Source organism: Streptococcus sp. GMD1S (genome assembly GCF_000296875.1).
GTDB lineage: Bacteria > Bacillota > Bacilli > Lactobacillales > Streptococcaceae > Streptococcus.
Map to the genome: position 1 here is coordinate 1 of NZ_AJQY01000447.1, position 17,747 is coordinate 17,747.

At 37.3% G+C, this 17,747-nt stretch carries 13 protein-coding genes, 2 tRNA genes and 1 pseudogene; 5 read left to right on the forward strand and 11 right to left on the reverse strand.

Annotated features, from left to right (window positions below; translation table 11 throughout):
• Positions 1-690 (forward strand): hypothetical protein (locus GMD1S_RS12500; RefSeq protein ID WP_000596374.1); only part of this gene is annotated, 690 nt, incomplete at its 5' end.
• Between the two features lie 91 nt (positions 691-781).
• On the opposite strand, the gene pepF is transcribed toward GMD1S_RS12500, so the two are convergent.
• From pepF to GMD1S_RS10950, 9 genes and pseudogenes are all read right to left on the reverse strand, one after another.
• Positions 782-2,578 (reverse strand): oligoendopeptidase F, encoded by a 1,797-nt coding sequence (pepF, locus tag GMD1S_RS10910; protein WP_000435561.1) that lies wholly within the window; start codon positions 2,576-2,578, stop codon positions 782-784.
• 10 nt (positions 2,579-2,588) lie between these two features.
• Complete coding sequence (locus tag GMD1S_RS10915; protein WP_001188184.1) at positions 2,589-3,332, reverse strand: 16S rRNA (uracil(1498)-N(3))-methyltransferase; 744 nt, start codon at positions 3,330-3,332, stop codon at positions 2,589-2,591.
• Between the two features lies 1 nt (position 3,333).
• Complete coding sequence (gene prmA / locus GMD1S_RS10920; RefSeq protein WP_000451142.1) at positions 3,334-4,284, reverse strand: 50S ribosomal protein L11 methyltransferase; 951 nt, start codon at positions 4,282-4,284, stop codon at positions 3,334-3,336.
• 12 nt (positions 4,285-4,296) lie between these two features.
• Positions 4,297-5,316: an AbiH family protein gene (locus GMD1S_RS10925; protein ID WP_001028050.1), complete on the reverse strand. Its 1,020-nt coding sequence runs from the start codon at positions 5,314-5,316 to the stop codon at positions 4,297-4,299.
• 50 nt (positions 5,317-5,366) lie between these two features.
• The gene (locus tag GMD1S_RS10930) at positions 5,367-7,550 is read right to left on the reverse strand and encodes a S8 family peptidase (protein WP_000529014.1); all 2,184 of its coding nucleotides are present in this window, start codon (positions 7,548-7,550) and stop codon (positions 5,367-5,369) included.
• 61 nt (positions 7,551-7,611) lie between these two features.
• The gene (locus tag GMD1S_RS10935) at positions 7,612-8,646 is read right to left on the reverse strand and encodes an ATP-binding protein (protein WP_000747917.1); all 1,035 of its coding nucleotides are present in this window, start codon (positions 8,644-8,646) and stop codon (positions 7,612-7,614) included.
• Between the two features lie 131 nt (positions 8,647-8,777).
• Positions 8,778-8,912: pseudogene (locus GMD1S_RS10940) on the reverse strand (DNA mismatch repair protein MutT); the annotation flags it as partial.
• Between the two features lie 242 nt (positions 8,913-9,154).
• Positions 9,155-11,470 (reverse strand): P-loop NTPase fold protein, encoded by a 2,316-nt coding sequence (locus GMD1S_RS10945; RefSeq protein ID WP_000123177.1) that lies wholly within the window; start codon positions 11,468-11,470, stop codon positions 9,155-9,157.
• 45 nt (positions 11,471-11,515) lie between these two features.
• The gene (locus tag GMD1S_RS10950) at positions 11,516-11,986 is read right to left on the reverse strand and encodes a DUF3013 family protein (protein WP_000257116.1); all 471 of its coding nucleotides are present in this window, start codon (positions 11,984-11,986) and stop codon (positions 11,516-11,518) included.
• A gap of 115 nt (positions 11,987-12,101) precedes the next feature.
• Here GMD1S_RS10950 and GMD1S_RS10955 point away from each other — a divergent pair, with 115 nt between their 5' ends.
• The 4 genes from GMD1S_RS10955 (at position 12,102) to GMD1S_RS10970 (ending at position 14,713) form a co-directional block, all read left to right on the forward strand.
• Positions 12,102-13,373, forward strand: a complete 1,272-nt coding sequence (locus tag GMD1S_RS10955; RefSeq protein WP_001113236.1) for a replication-associated recombination protein A — start codon at positions 12,102-12,104, stop codon at positions 13,371-13,373.
• Between the two features lie 265 nt (positions 13,374-13,638).
• Positions 13,639-13,711, forward strand: a tRNA-Lys gene (locus GMD1S_RS10960).
• A gap of 351 nt (positions 13,712-14,062) precedes the next feature.
• Entirely contained in the window at positions 14,063-14,578 is a 516-nt protein-coding gene (locus GMD1S_RS10965; RefSeq protein ID WP_000672739.1) for a DUF308 domain-containing protein, read from the forward strand.
• Positions 14,579-14,640: 62 nt separating this feature from the next.
• Positions 14,641-14,713 (forward strand) — tRNA-Lys (locus GMD1S_RS10970).
• 140 nt (positions 14,714-14,853) lie between these two features.
• Here GMD1S_RS10970 and GMD1S_RS10975 read toward each other — a convergent pair.
• Both GMD1S_RS10975 and GMD1S_RS10980 read right to left on the reverse strand, forming a co-directional pair.
• Positions 14,854-15,942, reverse strand: coding sequence for an AI-2E family transporter (locus GMD1S_RS10975; RefSeq protein ID WP_001055015.1), 1,089 nt, complete (start codon positions 15,940-15,942; stop codon positions 14,854-14,856).
• Positions 15,943-15,951: 9 nt separating this feature from the next.
• A complete protein-coding gene (locus GMD1S_RS10980; protein WP_001062785.1) occupies positions 15,952-17,241 on the reverse strand; it encodes a membrane protein in 1,290 nt (429 codons plus the stop codon).
• Positions 17,242-17,747: the final 506 nt, after the last annotated feature.

Here is a 17,747-nt window from a genome sequence, read left to right on the forward strand (position 1 = left end):
AAAAAGAAAAAGGAAATTTCGGATCCTAAGGTTCAAACAGCCCTCAAATTAGTGGATGCTGTCTTTGTCAATCAAGAAAATTTTGACCTAGTTGTGAAATCAGCGAGTGCTAGCAATCAAGAAGAGTTATTTGATAAGATTTGGAACGAATATTTAGTCCCTGAGTTAACTAAAATCCGTCCGAATTTTTCAAATGATACCATCTTTGAGTATAAGGGAGAAAAATATCCTCTGAAAATTTATGCACCAATGTTTTTCAAGGTCAACACCAATGCATTAGGAAAAGCAGGTGCCTATACTCTTGAGGACTATAAGGTGGAGGGCGACATGGTTTATTTGAAATTTATATCCCCAGCTGTAGATACTTACCAATATGAAGTCAAAGCATCCTATCACACAGACAATCTCGAATTCTTTCAAGGACTGGTAGAAGAACAACAAAAGGTTCTTGAAACAGACTATGCTAAAGCTCTAAATATTCGATTTGTTTATCAATTAGCGGCGCTTGATTTTAAAGCTGACAACTACGTAGACCTAGAGGGCATGGATTATCTTGATCGTAACACCCATTACCTTGCCATAAAAGTGGATAATAATGGAGAAGCTAGCCTTGATAATGAAAATCTCGCCAACCTTTTACAAATTAGCATGAAGGCTTCAAACGAGGCCAATAAAGGAAAATTTGAATAAATCTTTAAAGCATAAAAAAATCACCTCAAACAGGTGATTTTTGTGTATTCATCTTATCGATAAACCGTCTTAAATCCGACACTGGATACCCTTACTCTCCCAACTCAGCACTGTAGGCGATAATCTGGTCAACTGTTTCAGACAGAAACTGAATCGTATCACGGAGTGGTTTGTCCGTTGAAATATCCGCTCCGATAATCATGGCTGACTCAAGCGGTGTCTTACTGCCACCTGATTTGAGGAGGTTGAGCCAGTCTTCAGCTCCAGTTTCAGAGTTTTTCAGATGGAGATAGCCAGCAGTCGAGATGACAAGACCAGCAGAGTAGGTGTAGCTATACAAGCCCATGTAATAGTGAGCTTGGCGCATCCAAGTCAAGGCCGCATCGTCGTCAATTTCAATAGCATCTCCCCAGAAATCTGTCAAAACTTCCTTCATAATGCTGTTGAGCTTGCTTGCTCCAAAGGTTTCCCCTTCTTCAATCAATGTATAAACCTTACGCTGGAAGGCTGCTTCCAAGAGGTGGGTGATGAAATTATGGAAGTAGGTATCTGTTAAGCGGTGGGCAAGGGCAAAGCGTTTTTGACGTGGGTCATCAGACTGGTACTCCAAGTAGTCACTGAGAAGCAATTCATTGAAGGTTGATGGCGCTTCAACGTAGTAGGTCGACATGTGGGCATTAAAGTAGCTTTGGTAATTGTCTGAAAAGATAAATTGACCAGAATGCCCAATTTCATGAATCAAGGTATAGACATCACTCAAACGACCAGTCCAGCTCATGAGGACATAAGGGTGCACGCGATATGGATCCGCCGCATAACCGCCAGAATCCTTGCCACTATTAGCAGCGAAGTCCACCCAACGTTCTTCTTGATAGCGAGCAACTTCCTGACAATATTCTTGTCCCAAAGGTTCAACTGACTTCATGACCAAATCATAGGCATCATCAATAGTCACTTCAGGATTGAGGGCGCTGTCCAAATCCAATTTCCAGTCTGCAAAGGTCATCTTTTCAAGTCCATTGACCTTGGCAACATGCTTGAGGTATCTCTGAGCTACTGGTGCAAAGTCCTTCATGATGAGGTCTATCTGACGATCAAACATGGCACGATCCACTTCTTGCTCAGCCAGAAGATAATCAAAGACTGAGTCGTAGCCCTTCATATCAGCCAAGAGTTTTTCCGACTTGACTTGAGCTAGATAGGCTGCGGCAGCCGTATTTTGGTGCTTACGTAGTCCTTCTGAGAAGGAACGGAAGGATTTCTCACGAACCTCAGCGTCCTCGTGGTTTTGGTAGAAATTCTCATAGGTAACAAAGCTGTTTTTGTAGGTCTTGCCATTGGCTTCAAAGTCAGCCATTTCAAAGTCCCCAGCTCGCATCTTAGTATAAATATCCTGAGGACTGTAGAAAACTTCACCGAGATTGGTTAAGGCCTTCTCCACATCAGCCCCTAGGTAGTGGGCTTTTTTGATTTTGGCCTGACGAATGGCTGCCGTCAAATGTGGCAATTCACCCAAACGGTCCAAGACTTCCTCGTCTGCTGCCACCAAGGCATCGTCAAAGAAGGTCAAGGCTACGCTGGCATCTGTTTCAAATTCCATCCCAGCTTGGGCAATATTGGCAAATTCTTCATTGCTATAGTCTGTCGTCTGAGGCATAAAGGCGTAATTGCCGATATGACTCATCTGAATGTAGATTTGTTCCAATTCCGCAAAGGCCTTTTCAAAATCCTCAAACGTATGAAGATTGCCCTTGTAATCACGGCTAAATTGGTTGATATCTTCGCGAGCTTTCTCGATTGCTCGCAAGAAATCCTCACGGTCTTGGTATAGGGCAGTTAAGTCCCAAAGTTCCTTTTCTGGAAATTCTGAACGGTGTTTTTGTTCCATTTTCTTCCTCTTATTTCTCTAATTCTACTAAAACACTAAGGGCAGATAAGGCGTAAAGTGGCGCTGTTTCTGCTCGCAAGATGCGAGGGCCAAGTCCTGCAAAAACAGCTCCTTTAGCTTCAAAACTTTCAATTTCTGCTGGTGAGAGACCACCTTCTGGGCCAAAAATAAAGAGCAATTTGGCTCCTTTTTCAAGACCAGTGACTGCTTGTAAGAGCGCAGCAGCTTCTCCCTCTTTTGCTGATTCTTCATAAGCCACCACAATTGAGTCAAACTGGTCCAGCTGGGCTAGAAAATCTGCTTTTTTCTCAAAAAGCTGGATACTTGGTACAATATTACGCTTGCTTTGTTCTGCTGCTCCAAGGGCAATTTTTTCTAGCTTTTCAACCTTTTTACCCAATTTCTTACCATCCCATTTGGCAACTGACCAGTCGGCAGGAAAGGCCCAGATTTGACTAGCTCCTAGTTCTGTTACTTTCTGAGTAATAAACTCCAGCTTGTCTCCCTTGGGAAAGCCAGATGCAATGGTGACTTGAACGGGCAGTTCCACATTGTCAGCTAATTCTTGAACCAACTCAAACTGACGCGCTTCCACATCTATCACGCGCGCCAAACGCTTGATGCCATCATCAAAGACCAAGGTCACCTCATCCTCTTCTTTCAGCCGCATGACCTGAAACATATGCTTGATGGTTTCCTTGTCCTCGATAGTTACAGGAGAGATTGCACTGCCTTTGACAAAATACTGCTGCATGCTAGCCTCCAATCACACCAGAAATATCCTTGGTCTTCTTAAAGACACAGGCATTCCATTCCCCTTGAATCATGTGGGTTTCAAGGAAAAATCCAGCTGACTCAGCTGACTCGCGCACCATGTCCCACTTGTCCTTGATAATCCCACTCATGATCAGGTAGCCTTCGTCCTTGACCAAACGATAAGCATCGTCTGTCAGATGATTGAGAATATCCGCCAAGATATTGGCCACAATGACATCTGCTTCAATCTCCACACCCTTGAGCAAATCTCCAGCAGCAACATGGATGTTTTCCATGCCAGGGTTGAGCTCGATATTTTCCTGAGCCACCCGAACCGCCACATCATCCAGGTCATAGGCGAAAATTTTCTTGGCACCAAGTAGCGAGCAGGCAATGGAGAGGACACCTGAACCAGTTCCCACATCTAGCACCGTTTCGCCACCACGAAGAACCTGCTCCAAGGCAAAAAGGCTCATCTTGGTCGTTGGATGCGTTCCAGTCCCAAAAGCCATGCCTGGATCCAGCTTGATAATCTTTTCTCCAGCAGTCGCCTCGTAGTCCGTCCAGGATGGCACGATGGTCAAGTCATGAGTAATGCGAGCTGGCTCATAATATTTCTTCCAGTTGTCTGCCCAGTCTTCCTCAGCCAAGGCAGTCGTGCCCATCTTGACCTCTCCTAGATCCATAAAGTCTGTCAGTTCTGCTAAATGAGCCTGCAAATCTGCCTCAACCACTGCCACATCAACCGTATCAGGGTAGTAGGCTGTCACCACGATTTCTTCTTGCTGCTCCACCTCTGGGAAGATCTCACCAAAACGGTCGACATTCCCCACATAGTCCATGCTGTCTTCGATCGCAACACCTTGCGCCCCCAGCTCAATCAAGAGATTGGAGACCAGCTCCTCCCCCTCACGCTTCACTGTAACTTTTAACTCTTGCCATGTTTCCATTTTGTACTGTGCTTACCTTTCCATCAGGTTAAAAATAGTCTTTCCAATAACAACAATAAGATTATCTCTTAATTTCTTCTCTAACTCTAAATCAATACCACTATTCTGTATGAATTTATCTTCTACCTTTCTGTATAAACGTTTCACCCTAGTGGGGTTTCCTGGATCAAAATTTGGTACATAATTATAAATTATGACAGGAACAGAACTACTGATTGATCGTTCAGCGATTTGACTCCAGATATACCTATCAGTCTCTCCCAAAGAAACCCCATAGAGAATAATAATATCAGAGTTTTTTATAATATCACTATTTTTAACATCCATATTTTCTCTATAGTTTTTCAAAACTAAACTTTTTATTAGAGATTCCTTTTGTTCTTCTTCTAAACTATTTGAAATTTGTGTTTCATCACTAACCCCTAAAACCGTGCAGACATCCACAGTCCCATGTGCATGAATTGGTGGCTCAATATAAAAATTATAAAGATTAGCTCGTAATTGATTCCTGAATGATTTTGCTGACTCATTATATAATTTATCGATAACATTTGTGTAATTAAGAGTTAATATATTCACAATATCGTGTTGATATAGATTTTCATTATATTTTTTATTGATAGCAGGTTGATTAATTACAGGGAGAGAGGTTATCATATCATCTAGAGTGCTTATAAAGTCAATTGCATTACCTTTCTCAAGATTTTTTTCTTGTTGTATGCGTAGATGTTCTCTTAAATCATCAACTACTTCACTAAAATCATCTATAAACTTCTCCTTCATTTCTATACTTGAGAAGATGAGGTCGTTATCTTTTGTCAATTTACCAATTGACAATTCAAAATCTGACCAATTTTCATAATCATTTACTTTATCAGAAAATAGCGAATCATAAATAAAATTTGAATATTCCTCCTCATTCTCTTTCCTACTTATGTAAACCTTATTTTGAAATTCATAGAAATCCTTATATCTTGTTTTCAAACCATATTGTAAATCCAAACCATTTCCGACGATATAGGTGATATTCATATCTTTGCCCTCTTGTATTCCTAATATCTAAAATAAGGTTAAAATATCCACTATTCAAATTCAATTTCTTCATTTAAACTATTAAAGAGATCTACTTGAGACTCAACTTGTAATCTATTAACTAGCCAACCTCTTAATTCAGCTTGCTGAATAAAATCTTCAATACGATTAACCCCATTTAATTCTTTTAATGTAACTACTACACCAAAACGTACTCCTTGTCCATCACCACTTTTCAAACGTTCGATTGTTTTAATGCTCATCCCCCACTGAGGATTAGATGGATTTAAAATTGCTTTAGCTCTCTTTCTAGAAGTAAACGACTCTCCAATATGCTTGACATTATCCCATTTCCTAAATATATTTCTAGCTGCGTTTTCTCTCACATATCCTGGGGTATCTTCGGCATGCTGGTTGTCTTTATTTATCGATTCGATACCGTCTGACTTTAACCTACCAAAAGTAATCTGCATCTCAGTATTTGTATAATCAACCCCTTGATTTCTTGAGCAGTTAGGGAAATAACACATTGTTGCCTTAGCTACATATGGATAACTCTCACTAGAAATAGGTACTGGAAAATCATAATTATACGTATCATAAGCCCTAGAGATATCTGACACAATAAATTTAATTTCATCATCAGGTGTAGATAAAATATCATCCATTTTTATTGGAACAATACCATTTCCTATCAAAGATAAATCAGTGAATGTTTTCTTATCATTCCAGGGTATTGCTGCATCAATTAGCAAAGCCTTTGCTTCTTCTCGGCTAAGTCCCATAATATGAATGAGATAGGCCATTTTCCTTGCAATAAAAGGTGCCGCAAAACTTGTTCCAGCTACACGACCTAATCCTAGAGGTTCACAAACATTTATAAAGTCACCATTTCCCCCTCCATAATATGACACATCTGGTTTAACAAAGAATGATAAAACAATACCCTCTCGTGAATATGACACTGATTGATTATTAAAATCAACAGAATTTACTATTATAGAATTAAGTGAATCAGCAGGAGCACCTATTCTTTTACGTTTCCCATTTATTACTGAAGCATTTGTCCCAGCTATAATAAAAATTACATCATTCTCAAATTGAATTTCGTCTAATAAAGCTCCCTCTGCAGAGATAAAATTTTCTCTTATTTCATCATTGGACCCTAAAGAAAGATTCCAAACCTTAATATCAGAATTCTGAGAAACAATCTCTTTTATCTGTTTTATGATTGTAAATGAATTAAATCCACTTTGTAGTGACACACCAAAATGCCTTACTCTAAAATTTCCACAACCATCATCCAGATTAGGGTTCAAATTGACTCCATCAACGATTAAAGAAGTCACAGCTGTCCCATGCTTGTAATCTTGGCTATCTTTTCTAATATCAGGTGAGACGAAATCATGATATTCTACCCACTCATTAAAGTAAACTCTTTTGTCAAATAAGGTATCAATAACGCCAACAACTGGTTCGTTCATTGGAGATGGAAGATTTATTTTTAAATCATTATTATCTAAAGAAAAATCATCTATAGATAACTTAGAAAAATCTTCCACAATCATGGAGACAAGATAGGGAGCTTTTGATAGTAGCAATTCAATATTTTTTTCATCAAGCAAGACCGTGGTCTGATTCATAATATTAGCTTCTGAAATATCAATATTTAATTTATTCAGTAATCTAAAAATGTCTGTATGGACATCATAAAATGTCACGATAGAATTTTGAATATCAGAAACAGTAGTGTGCTCAACCCCAAAATTCTCAATAAAGCAAGAATCTCTCAAATACTGTTGAAATTTGCTTTTTGAAATACCATACTCCGAAAAATTTATAGAAGCAAACGTTGATGAATCAGAGAACATCTCACATGTTATCGCTCTATCAAAATGTTCCTCAAAAACTTCAATTATCTTACTTAAAACGGTTATTGTTTTATTAAGAGTATCTCTAGAAATATAATGAGTAACAATATGTTTTGTCTTCTCCTCATTGAATTTTGCTCCCACAATGGTATCATTAGGGAATGGATTCCCTCCTCCTACATTGAAATAGCCATTAATACGGTTACTTTTGGCAACAATTCGATTATAGTAAATACTGATCAAAATACCATCGATAATATTATTTTTTTCCCAATATGTTTTCGTTTCTTCTAATGAAAAATGAAGATACTTCAAATGTTCCAATGTAATTATTGCTTTTTTGGGTATAGTTATTGGTCCCATACCATTATTTCTTGATTTTTGTGTAAAACTTTTTCCACGTAATGTCAATAATGTATTCATGTCAACCCTCGCTTAATTCTCGTGATACACTACTTTTAGAAACACCTGTTAAAATTTCAATTTCTCTAACTGTAAAACCTAATTCTGATAATTTAGAAATAGATAAATTTTTTCCACTATGCAAACTTCTTAAGAGACGTTTTTGATAATCATGTGGATCTTGTGGATCACTAAATGCCAATGATGTTCGTATCATATTCCTTAAATCACCTGGATTTGGAATTGTATTAGAACTATATATAATTTTTTTAAATAATTTCAAATCTCTGGCTACATTCTTAAATTGCTTTAATAACTCATTTAAAATAATAGTAGCTACTTCTACTTTATCTTCATCAGTATAACGGTCAAAGTCAATTATGGCATCGAATCTTCTCGTAACTGCTTTATCAAGATTTTCAAAAAGATTTGTTGTTGCAATTAATACAATTTCTGGTGACAGCCTATCCAACTCCTTTAAAAAGGCAGAAGTCACTCGTCCCATTTCTCTCAAATCATTCTGATTAACCCTATCCAGTACTATGGAATCAATTTCATCAAATAGGATGATATAATTTTGTTTGAAAGGAAGATTATTGATTTCATTAAAAAGAGTTGCTAAGTTTTTGACTGTTTGCCCCAGCTTACTATCTACTAAGTGACTGAAATCTACTACAAGTAATTCCTTGCCAATAAGTCTAGCCACCTGCTTTACACTTTCAGTTTTCCCAGTACCTGGAGATCCCACAAATAAAAATTTATTTATTCCAATATGATGATTGACAGCGTTTATTATTCCTTTTAAATCATTCATAAGTGAAAGAGGCAATGGGAGAGGACCAATATCTAGTTTAGCAGGAGTCAAATACTCACTAGGATTCTCTATTTGTGGCATGAATCTATCACTTTGGGACATTAACCCCATAATATATTGTGCTAATTGTGTATCACCATGTTTATTGAAGTTCCGAGCAATTGCTATGGATTGATTTCTAAATTCTGTCTCTCTGCCCTCATAATGATACTTTATTAAATCAAGAACATCTGATTTTTTCATGATTCATTCCTCCTTACACAAATAATACTATATTTTTGGGACGAAATCAACTATTTTGGGACAAAATAAAAAGAATAACCTTGAAAGGATATTCTTTTAATGCAATACTATATCAGATTTTCCCTGACACTCTTTCCACCACATGGCAACTCCCACATATTGGGCCAAGGAATGCTGGACTTATCATCCCGCAAGATAGTTAAAATCCTATCCCCACAAAAAAGGGCAATCTTACAGCCTGTAAAATCAGTAATTTCGATTTCCATGTTAGACTCCTTCAGCTAATGCCTTCTCCAGCTCCTCTAACCAGTTTGCATAGTAGCGTTTCTCGTCTCGCACCGCCCTACTGTTATTTGTTTTCTGTTTGACAAACTAAATTGTCTAGTATTTTCATGATAAAAATTCATTCGAATAACTTTCATTAGTCTTGGGAAGATTAAATATTGCTAAGGAGATATAACGATCTTTAATAACATAACAATATAAATCAATGATTTAACCAAGATGTTTACCTGTTGGCTCTATATTTCATATCACTAAGCCATCTTTTTATTTCTTTTTTACAGACCTCAAAAATTTTATCTTTGAGGTCTGTATTATCTTTTTCGAAACATCCTTTCCATAAATTTTCATCTTCTACTTCGTAAACTAGGATATTTTGATCACTCAATTCTTCTTTAAATTCTGTGAGACGAGATGGTTCGTGAGAATGTAGACCACTATAACCTATGTATGGATATAGTATAAATTCATCAAAATCAGTTACAGTTACAATAATACCATTTCGTAGTGGCTGGTGATTTGGATTAGCATTCTCCGAATAATCATATGGATAGAATAAAATGACACCAACTGTATTTTCTCTCTCTACAATGGCTCGTGCATCATCAACTCCTTGAGAAGGATCATAAAATTCCTCTGCAAAACGATAAGTTCTTCCATCATATATACCTTTCTTTCCTGGTTCAGATAATTGCAACAAGATATTTTTGAACTTTTCATCATCAATACCCAATTTTTTTAGATAATCTGAGAATTCTATATCAAAGTAGTAAAATTCCTCAGTTTGAGAGTCTATATGATTAATTTTTAAAAAAGCAGTCTCATCTGAAAGTATCGTTGGTTTTGAAGCTATTTGCTGCAAAAATTCGCGAATATGGGATTTCTTATTATTAAACTCAGTCAGTGATTTAGTATGTCCATACCGACTTCGACTATCCTCGAGAGTAAAAGAGTAATCAAAAGATTGTGTCGTTAATTGATCTATTATTTTACGCAGTATAAACTTAATTTTTAAAGAATGCAAGTCATTATTATTAAAAAAACTATTCTCAAATTGTTCATATTCTTCTTTAGATAATTCCCCGACAAAATCTAGTAAGTCAATTAACTCCCAATAAAATTTCAATATCATCGGTCTATAAAGTTCATTTATACCTTTATAAAGAGTGGAATTCATAAACTTGTAAAGTTCAAATCCCTTGGAATAATAAGTTCTTCCCTCATATTTTCTACCATAATTTAACTCCCTATTATTCATTCTATTCACGAAATAGGAATCTAGAATAGTAATAAAATTATAACTTAGGGGTAGCCCTTTATTATTAATCCTGTGAATATAATCCAAAATACCTAAATCAGGGACAACAATGATATTAGGTTCAGAAATATAATCTGATTTTTCCAATAAAGATATTGCAGTGGATATATCTGTAATTAGCAATGTCGAAACATTACAATCAAAGAATAACCTTTTATTTTTATCAATCATATCAATAATTGTAGCTTTATTACATTTATCTAATTCATCAATGGAAAAAGTGATATTAAAGTATTCAGACATGTTTTTCAGAAGCCGTAGTAACTGACGCTCTTTTAACTCCTCAGTAACAATACTTTTTAACTCCCGAGACAACTCTTCATTATTATTTGAAGAAATTTTCCCTCTTAATTGTAATCCCGATTTTATTATTCCTATATCAGCACTTAAATCAATAGATGACTCGGCTGATATATCTGAAGTAGTTGATTCTAAATATCTTTTTGTATCTGTTATTTCTACATCAAAATACTGTAGCTGTTGTTGAGAAATAAGCAAGAACTCCTCTAATTTTATCAGCTCGCTCGCTTTTTTTTCAAAATACTCAACCTTTTGATACAGTTCGTCAATGTTTTTTCGAAAATTTGAAATATCTACTCTATTTTTTTGAAACATAGGAAACTTACTGTTTTGGAGTTCGTTCTGTTTATTTAAAAGCTTAAACTGTTCAAATAAATTACTAGTTTGATTTGATAACTCGTTGCATAAATTATAAATATTTGAATCAATCTCAAATTTTTCCTCAATTTTTTTCAACCTTTTACGTATTATTGAAAAATTTTTGCTTCTTTGATTCTGTTCTAACCAATCATATTTTTTTACTTTTTCCTTAGCATTATACTCTAGAGTCGGATAATACCTGCCATCATTATAAACATAATCACCAATATCACGTTCAATATCGTTCATTCTTCTGGTAATAGCGTTAGGAATTTGCATCAAAATTTCTCTATGAAAATCTTTATTACCACTAAAAAAAGATACATTCACTACAAGAATTTCTTTGTCATCTTTAGCACCTCTACGATTTTTAACAGATTCCAAAGAAATATTTTTCAGACTTGATTTTCCTGATCCTCTGTTACCACATAAGACAAAAATCCCTTTCTCTTCTCTGTATATAACCTGCAACTGCTCTACTATTTCTCGTTCTGTCGGCAATAATGAAAAATAGTCTCTAGCATCTCGGCTATAAGCACCAATATATTTTTTTTCCGCTGTCAAAATTTACCCCCCTTTACATTTACTCAAATCAAGCTTGTCTTCTTCCTAATACCTCGGATAAGGATAAAATTCTCCTTCTTCCAAGCCGACTTTTCCTTCTTCAAAGACTTCTTGGTTCCATTCCATGACGAACTCTTCTGCTTCTGGGTCTTCCAAAAAGTCCATAAGCGCATCTAAGCCAATCTCAGCTGTATCCTTAAGAAACAGTGAAAAATAGTTTAAAAATTCACGAGAGAAGCCTTTCTTTGGTAAGTAAGGAATGACAGTCAGATAATCGTCTGCATTAACTGTTGACTTAGCAGGATTGTAAAAAAGCACTGCTTCTTCAAAGAGAATATCATCCGAAGAAACCTCTCCGTCTTCATCCACCATCTCCACACCTGTAGCGTTTTGCGCTTCCAAGAGAAAACTCACTTCAACCGCGTGGTTGCGCTTGTCCCAGCTAATCTCATAGTCAAAAGGAAAGTTCTTGTCCAATTCTTCCTCTAAAACATCTAAAAATCCGTATGTTGCCATTTTGTCCTCTTTCTATGCGACTCTTTAATCGCCCCGATTGCTCGGAAATATGCTAAAATAGATACTACCATCTTACCACATATACATCAGAAAATCCATGTTAGAAAGGACTGCTATGCCAGACAACCTCGCGCTTCGCATGCGCCCTAAAACTATCGACCAAGTCATCGGTCAAAAGCATCTGGTAGGACCTGGAAAAATTATCCGTCGTATGGTGGAAGCCAATCGTCTGTCTTCCATGATTCTCTACGGACCTCCAGGAATCGGCAAAACCAGTATCGCCTCTGCCATCGCTGGAACAACCAAGTATGCCTTTCGGACCTTCAATGCCACTGTTGATAGTAAAAAACGGCTCCAAGAGATTGCTGAAGAAGCTAAATTCTCAGGTGGCCTTGTACTGCTACTAGACGAGATTCATCGTCTTGACAAAACCAAGCAAGACTTTCTCCTTCCTCTCTTGGAAAGTGGACTTGTCATCATGATTGGGGCTACGACTGAAAATCCCTTCTTTTCTGTCACTCCTGCCATCCGTAGCCGTGTTCAGATTTTTGAGTTGGAACCTCTGTCCAATCAAGATGTCAAAGAAGCGATTCAGATAGCTCTAAGTAACCCTGAGCGTGGTTTTGATTTTCCAGTAGAGCTAGATGAGGAGGCGCTGGATTTCATCGCAACCTCTACAAACGGAGATCTTCGCTCTGCCTTCAACTCACTTGACTTGGCTGTTCTCTCTACCCCTGAAAATGATAAGGGCATCCGCCATATCACTCTTGATATCATGGAGAACAGTCTGCAAAGGAGCTATATAACTATGGACAAGGATGGGGATGGCCACTATGATGTCCTCTCAGCCCTGCAAAAGTCCATCCGCGGCTCGGATGTGGATGCCAGTCTTCATTACGCAGCCCGCTTGATTGAAGCTGGGGATCTGCCTAGTCTCGCTCGTCGTTTGACTGTGATTGCCTATGAGGATATTGGTTTGGCCAATCCTGAAGCCCAGATTCATACCGTAACTGCTCTAGATGCTGCACAAAGAATTGGTTTCCCAGAAGCTCGCATTCTCATTGCCAATATCGTGATTGATTTGGCCCTTTCTCCAAAATCCAACTCAGCCTATGTGGCTATGGACAAGGCTCTTGCTGACCTCAAAACATCAGGGCATTTGCCCATTCCACGACATCTGCGTGATGGACATTATAGTGGTAGCAAGGAATTGGGCAACGCTCAAAACTATCTCTATCCACACAACTATCCTGGACACTGGGTCAAACAAGACTACTTGCCAGAAAAGATTCGCAATCATAGCTACTTTTCACCAGAGGAAACTGGCAAGTACGAACGGGCCTTAGCCCAACGTAAGGAAACCATTGATAAATTAAGAAACTTGTGAAATCCTTTTCAAAAAAAATAAATTTTCCTCTTGAATTTTTTAAAAAAAGTGGTATCATATAAATATAGAAACGCTGTGGTGTACGACTTCACACTTAAGTGTTGACCGACTATTTTTTGTATTATTAGGGAAACAAAAGTCTTCTAACAGCATGTAGGCCGTCTCACACGGAAACAGCTTCAGTTAGAGCGAGTTGCCCACCTGCTTAATTGCGCGGGTTCAATACAAACCGTGAAGTTTCGGCACCAATACAGCTTTTTTCTTTGCCTCCTTAGCTCAGCTGGCAGAGCAGCGGACTCTTAATCCGTGGGTCACAGGTTCGATCCCTGTAGGGGGCATCTAAATACAACAGGAAAAGCCTTGATAACCAAGGCTTTTTTGCTTATCTATAACTGATTTGCCTCATCATTTGCCCCACTTTTAAATCTATCTTTTCTTTTTGAACCAAATTACATCTTAACAAATAGTGTAAAGCCAGTTACTTTTGCTTTGATGCCATACAATATTTTCATGTAGAGAAGACAAATTTTATCTTCTCTTTTTATTTTCAAAATAATAAAAACTGATTTTCTTTTCATAAATCAGACTGAAACTTCCAAATTTTCCATTTTGTTTATTGACATTTCCTCTAAAAAGGTGTATAATATTTTTATTATCAAACTATACTATACTATATAGGGGGTATTGAAATGAAATTTTCTAATCGTTTACTGCTATTCCTTGCAGGAGTTGTTTTTGTCCTTTTAGGACTTTTCCTATTTACAAACCCAGTAGCTAATCTTGTTGCTTACAGCTGGTGGATTGCATTTGGTTTACTGGTTTCTTCTATAGCAGCTATTTTAGGCTATTTCTCTGTACCAAAAGAGCTTCGCTCACCAGCTCATCTTTTCCAAGGGATTGTTAATCTTCTCTTAGCTCTTTACCTCGTTGCCTATGGCTTTGTGACGCTGCCAGTTGTCATTCCAACTATTTTAGGAATTTGGTTAATTGTAGAAGCCATTATAGCTTTCTTTAAAGGCAATCGTCTGGGATTGATTTTCCCTATTATTGGCAACCATATCATGTGGATAGCGTTGCTTGCATTTTTACTAGGTCTAGTGATTTTGTTCAATCCAGTAGCTACAAGTGTCTTTGTCGTTTATGTCGTTGCCTTTGCATTTTTAATTGTTGGTTTCACCTATATCCTTGATGCCTTTCGTAAATAATCTAGCTGTCATTTTGGGCATATTAAAATAGCTGGGAAGTTACATTCTCAGCTTTTTCTGTTGCCTCCTTAGCTCAGTTGGTAGAGCAGTAGACTCTTAAGCTATGGGGCGCAGGTTCGAGCCCTGCAGGGGGCACATCTAAATCAACAGAAATAAGCCTTGAAACCAAGGCTTTTTTTAACGTCTAATAGCTTTTTGTAGAAAAGTATTTAAAAATAAAAGAGAAGAGAATCTCTCACTCTCTTCTCAGTATATCTTATTAAATTTAGTTTTTCTTAATCTACCTGATTTTCCTTTGCAACGACAAATTCTTTAACCAGTCGATAGATAACAGCAAATACGGGGGTAAAGAATATCATTCCAAGTAGTCCGAAAAGATTCCCTCCGATACTAGCAGCCGCAAGCGTGAAAAGGGCTGGTAAGCCAATAGATTGACCTACAACTCTAGGATAAATAAGGTTTCCTTCAATCAGCTGTATAACTTGATATAGAAGAAGAGAAAGTAAGGCTTGAGTAGGACTCACTGTGAAGATAAAAATCGCTCCCACAACACAAGCAATCATAGGCCCTACATAAGGAATGAACGATAGCACTCCTGCAAAGATACCTGTCATTACTCCATAGGGTATCCCAAACACGCTGTAACCAACCGCTATCATAACTCCTATGATAACTGCTTCAATCAGCTGACTCATCAAAAATTGGTCATAAGTCTCTAGTGCTACTTGTCCAATGTAAGTCAACTTTATCACCACCTTCTCTGGAAGAAAAACTTTTAGAAGTCGACTCGTCATCGCTGCCAAATGTTCCTTACTGGATAAAAATAAAAAGGTGAAGACTATAATCAAAAAGGCATTCATCAAACTTGAAAAAATATTGCCGATATTACTAGTCAGACCTGATAAAAAACCTATCAAAGCTTGGCTAATAGAATTAGATTGTCCCTGTATGCCTGATACGATAGTTGACAACATGTCTTTGGTTACAAATTCCGAGCTGCCTAGCAATTTCCCAAGTTGAGTAAGGACTGTTGAAAGGACTGTTCCCAGCTGACTAATAGTCTGGGCTAGGGTTGGCAGCACCAAAACCAAAAGAGCAATCACGATTAAGATAAGAGCTAGGAAAACAAGTACCATGGCAATCGGACGACGCAACTCTGCCTTTACCTTCAATTTAACTAAGTACTGTTCAATTTTTTTCATAGGAACATTAAGCACAAAAGCAATAACAGCACCATAAATCAAGGTTGATATTACATCAAAGAGAGAGATTGCTCCTGATATAAAGCTCGATGCATTCAGAATTACAAGAGCAACCAGCCCTATAAAAAGTATTAACGGGGTGTATTTTTTTACTAAGTTCATAAATTCTCCTTAATAAACATGTTTAGATACGACTATACTATTTGGTTTTTCAAACTCTCGATTAAGGTAGGCTTGGTAAGTTCCTGGAGCGATAAATCCTTTGGGTGAGAGGATATCGGTGCCAGCCTGACCGACTATGGTATCAGCCAAGAGCACACAGTTTGTAGATAAGACAAAGTAGGATTTAAACTTAGATTTGATAAATTTATAAAGTTCCCCATCTGTCTCATGTCTGATTTTATAAGCGTAGGTGTAGTCTTCCTTACCATCACCTGTCATGATTTTATCTGCACTTGGCTCCCATGGAATCGTCAGTTGTTTCAATTCAGCCAACTTTTTCTGAACTGCTTTTTCCATTTCAGGCGTCAAATCTATCCCATAACCAAAAAGCGTTTTTTGACTCTCACGTTTACATAGATCAATGTACTTATCGCGGTCACAGAAATATAAGACACCATCTCCTACCATACCAAATAAGGTCTCAGATGACGGATCATAGTTGCCATAAGAAATAACACGGCCCTGATAGCAGATATCCACATGACCAATAGCTGAAAACAGGGAGGTCTCAGCTGTATGAACAAAAATTTCTAGCTCTGCTGTCTTACCAGACTTCACTATTCCAAGATGGATATCTTCTTCCTCATCAGCATTTTCCAGCATAAATTTGTTAACTTTTGCTAAAGTTCTTGCAGGGATGAGAGCGGCTAGGACAATAGGTAAGCTAATTCTAATACGACGTTTGAGATGGTTTTTCCCAATTTCCCCTTCAAATAAGAAACCGTCACGGATATTGGACAGACCATAAAGGAAAAAATAAGCCCCTAAAACAAAGAGTTGAAAGACAGAATTTCCCGTAGAGGACAAAAGACTAGCTCCACCAAGAAAAACTAGTAGAATACCATCTAGTAAGAGACGAAAACGAGGTCGAATATTATTTTTACGGTAGAGAACATAGGTGACAAGATTAATCGTGGCCCCAAAAATCTGATAAACTCCAATCACAAGAGCCAGAACATAAATCGGTATATCAGTCGCAAGATTAGAACCTAGCAAATATCCCAGCACTAACAATTTAACCAGTGCAACTCCCAAGGTATCCGTTGACTGGCTTTTTTTGAAAACTCTTAATAGCAAATCTACGACCGTTGCTATCCAAGCTAAAAACAGAACCAGGCGAATAACTGTTACTGGCAACCAAGTCCCCGTGACCATCAAGATGAGACCTAGCAGAACAAACAAGAACCCCTGAGCAAGTAATTTCTTACCTGTCAGACCTAAAGATAGAATTTTCGCCATATAAAAACCTTTCAACAATAAAAATTAAACACTACGATTAAACTGACTAGTAAATAGCCAACACTACAAACAGCCTGTGCCAGCAACATATGGTGACTAGAAATGACTGTAGTAATGTCACCATCTTGTCTTATGCACTTCTAAAATTTGTTATATTGATTAGAAACCAGAGCTTATAAAAACTAGCTAAACTCGAGAGATAGACACAATTGCGACGAAAAAATGTATAACCAATTCAACTTGTTAAGGTAAGAAAGCATTATTTCCAATCTATTAATTATTCATCTATTGCCTATTATGACACAATATTCCCTATAGTTCAACTTTTTACTTGTTTTTATATTACACGGACTAAAAAGTTTTCAACAGTTGATTGCATTTGTTTTAATAAGTTTTAACCTTTCTTGGTTAGATAAAAAAAGAACCATACAGTTTAGAATCTGTATGGTTTTTGCCCCACTTTTGTCCCATTTTTAAATCATGACATTGAAAATACCTAAAATCAC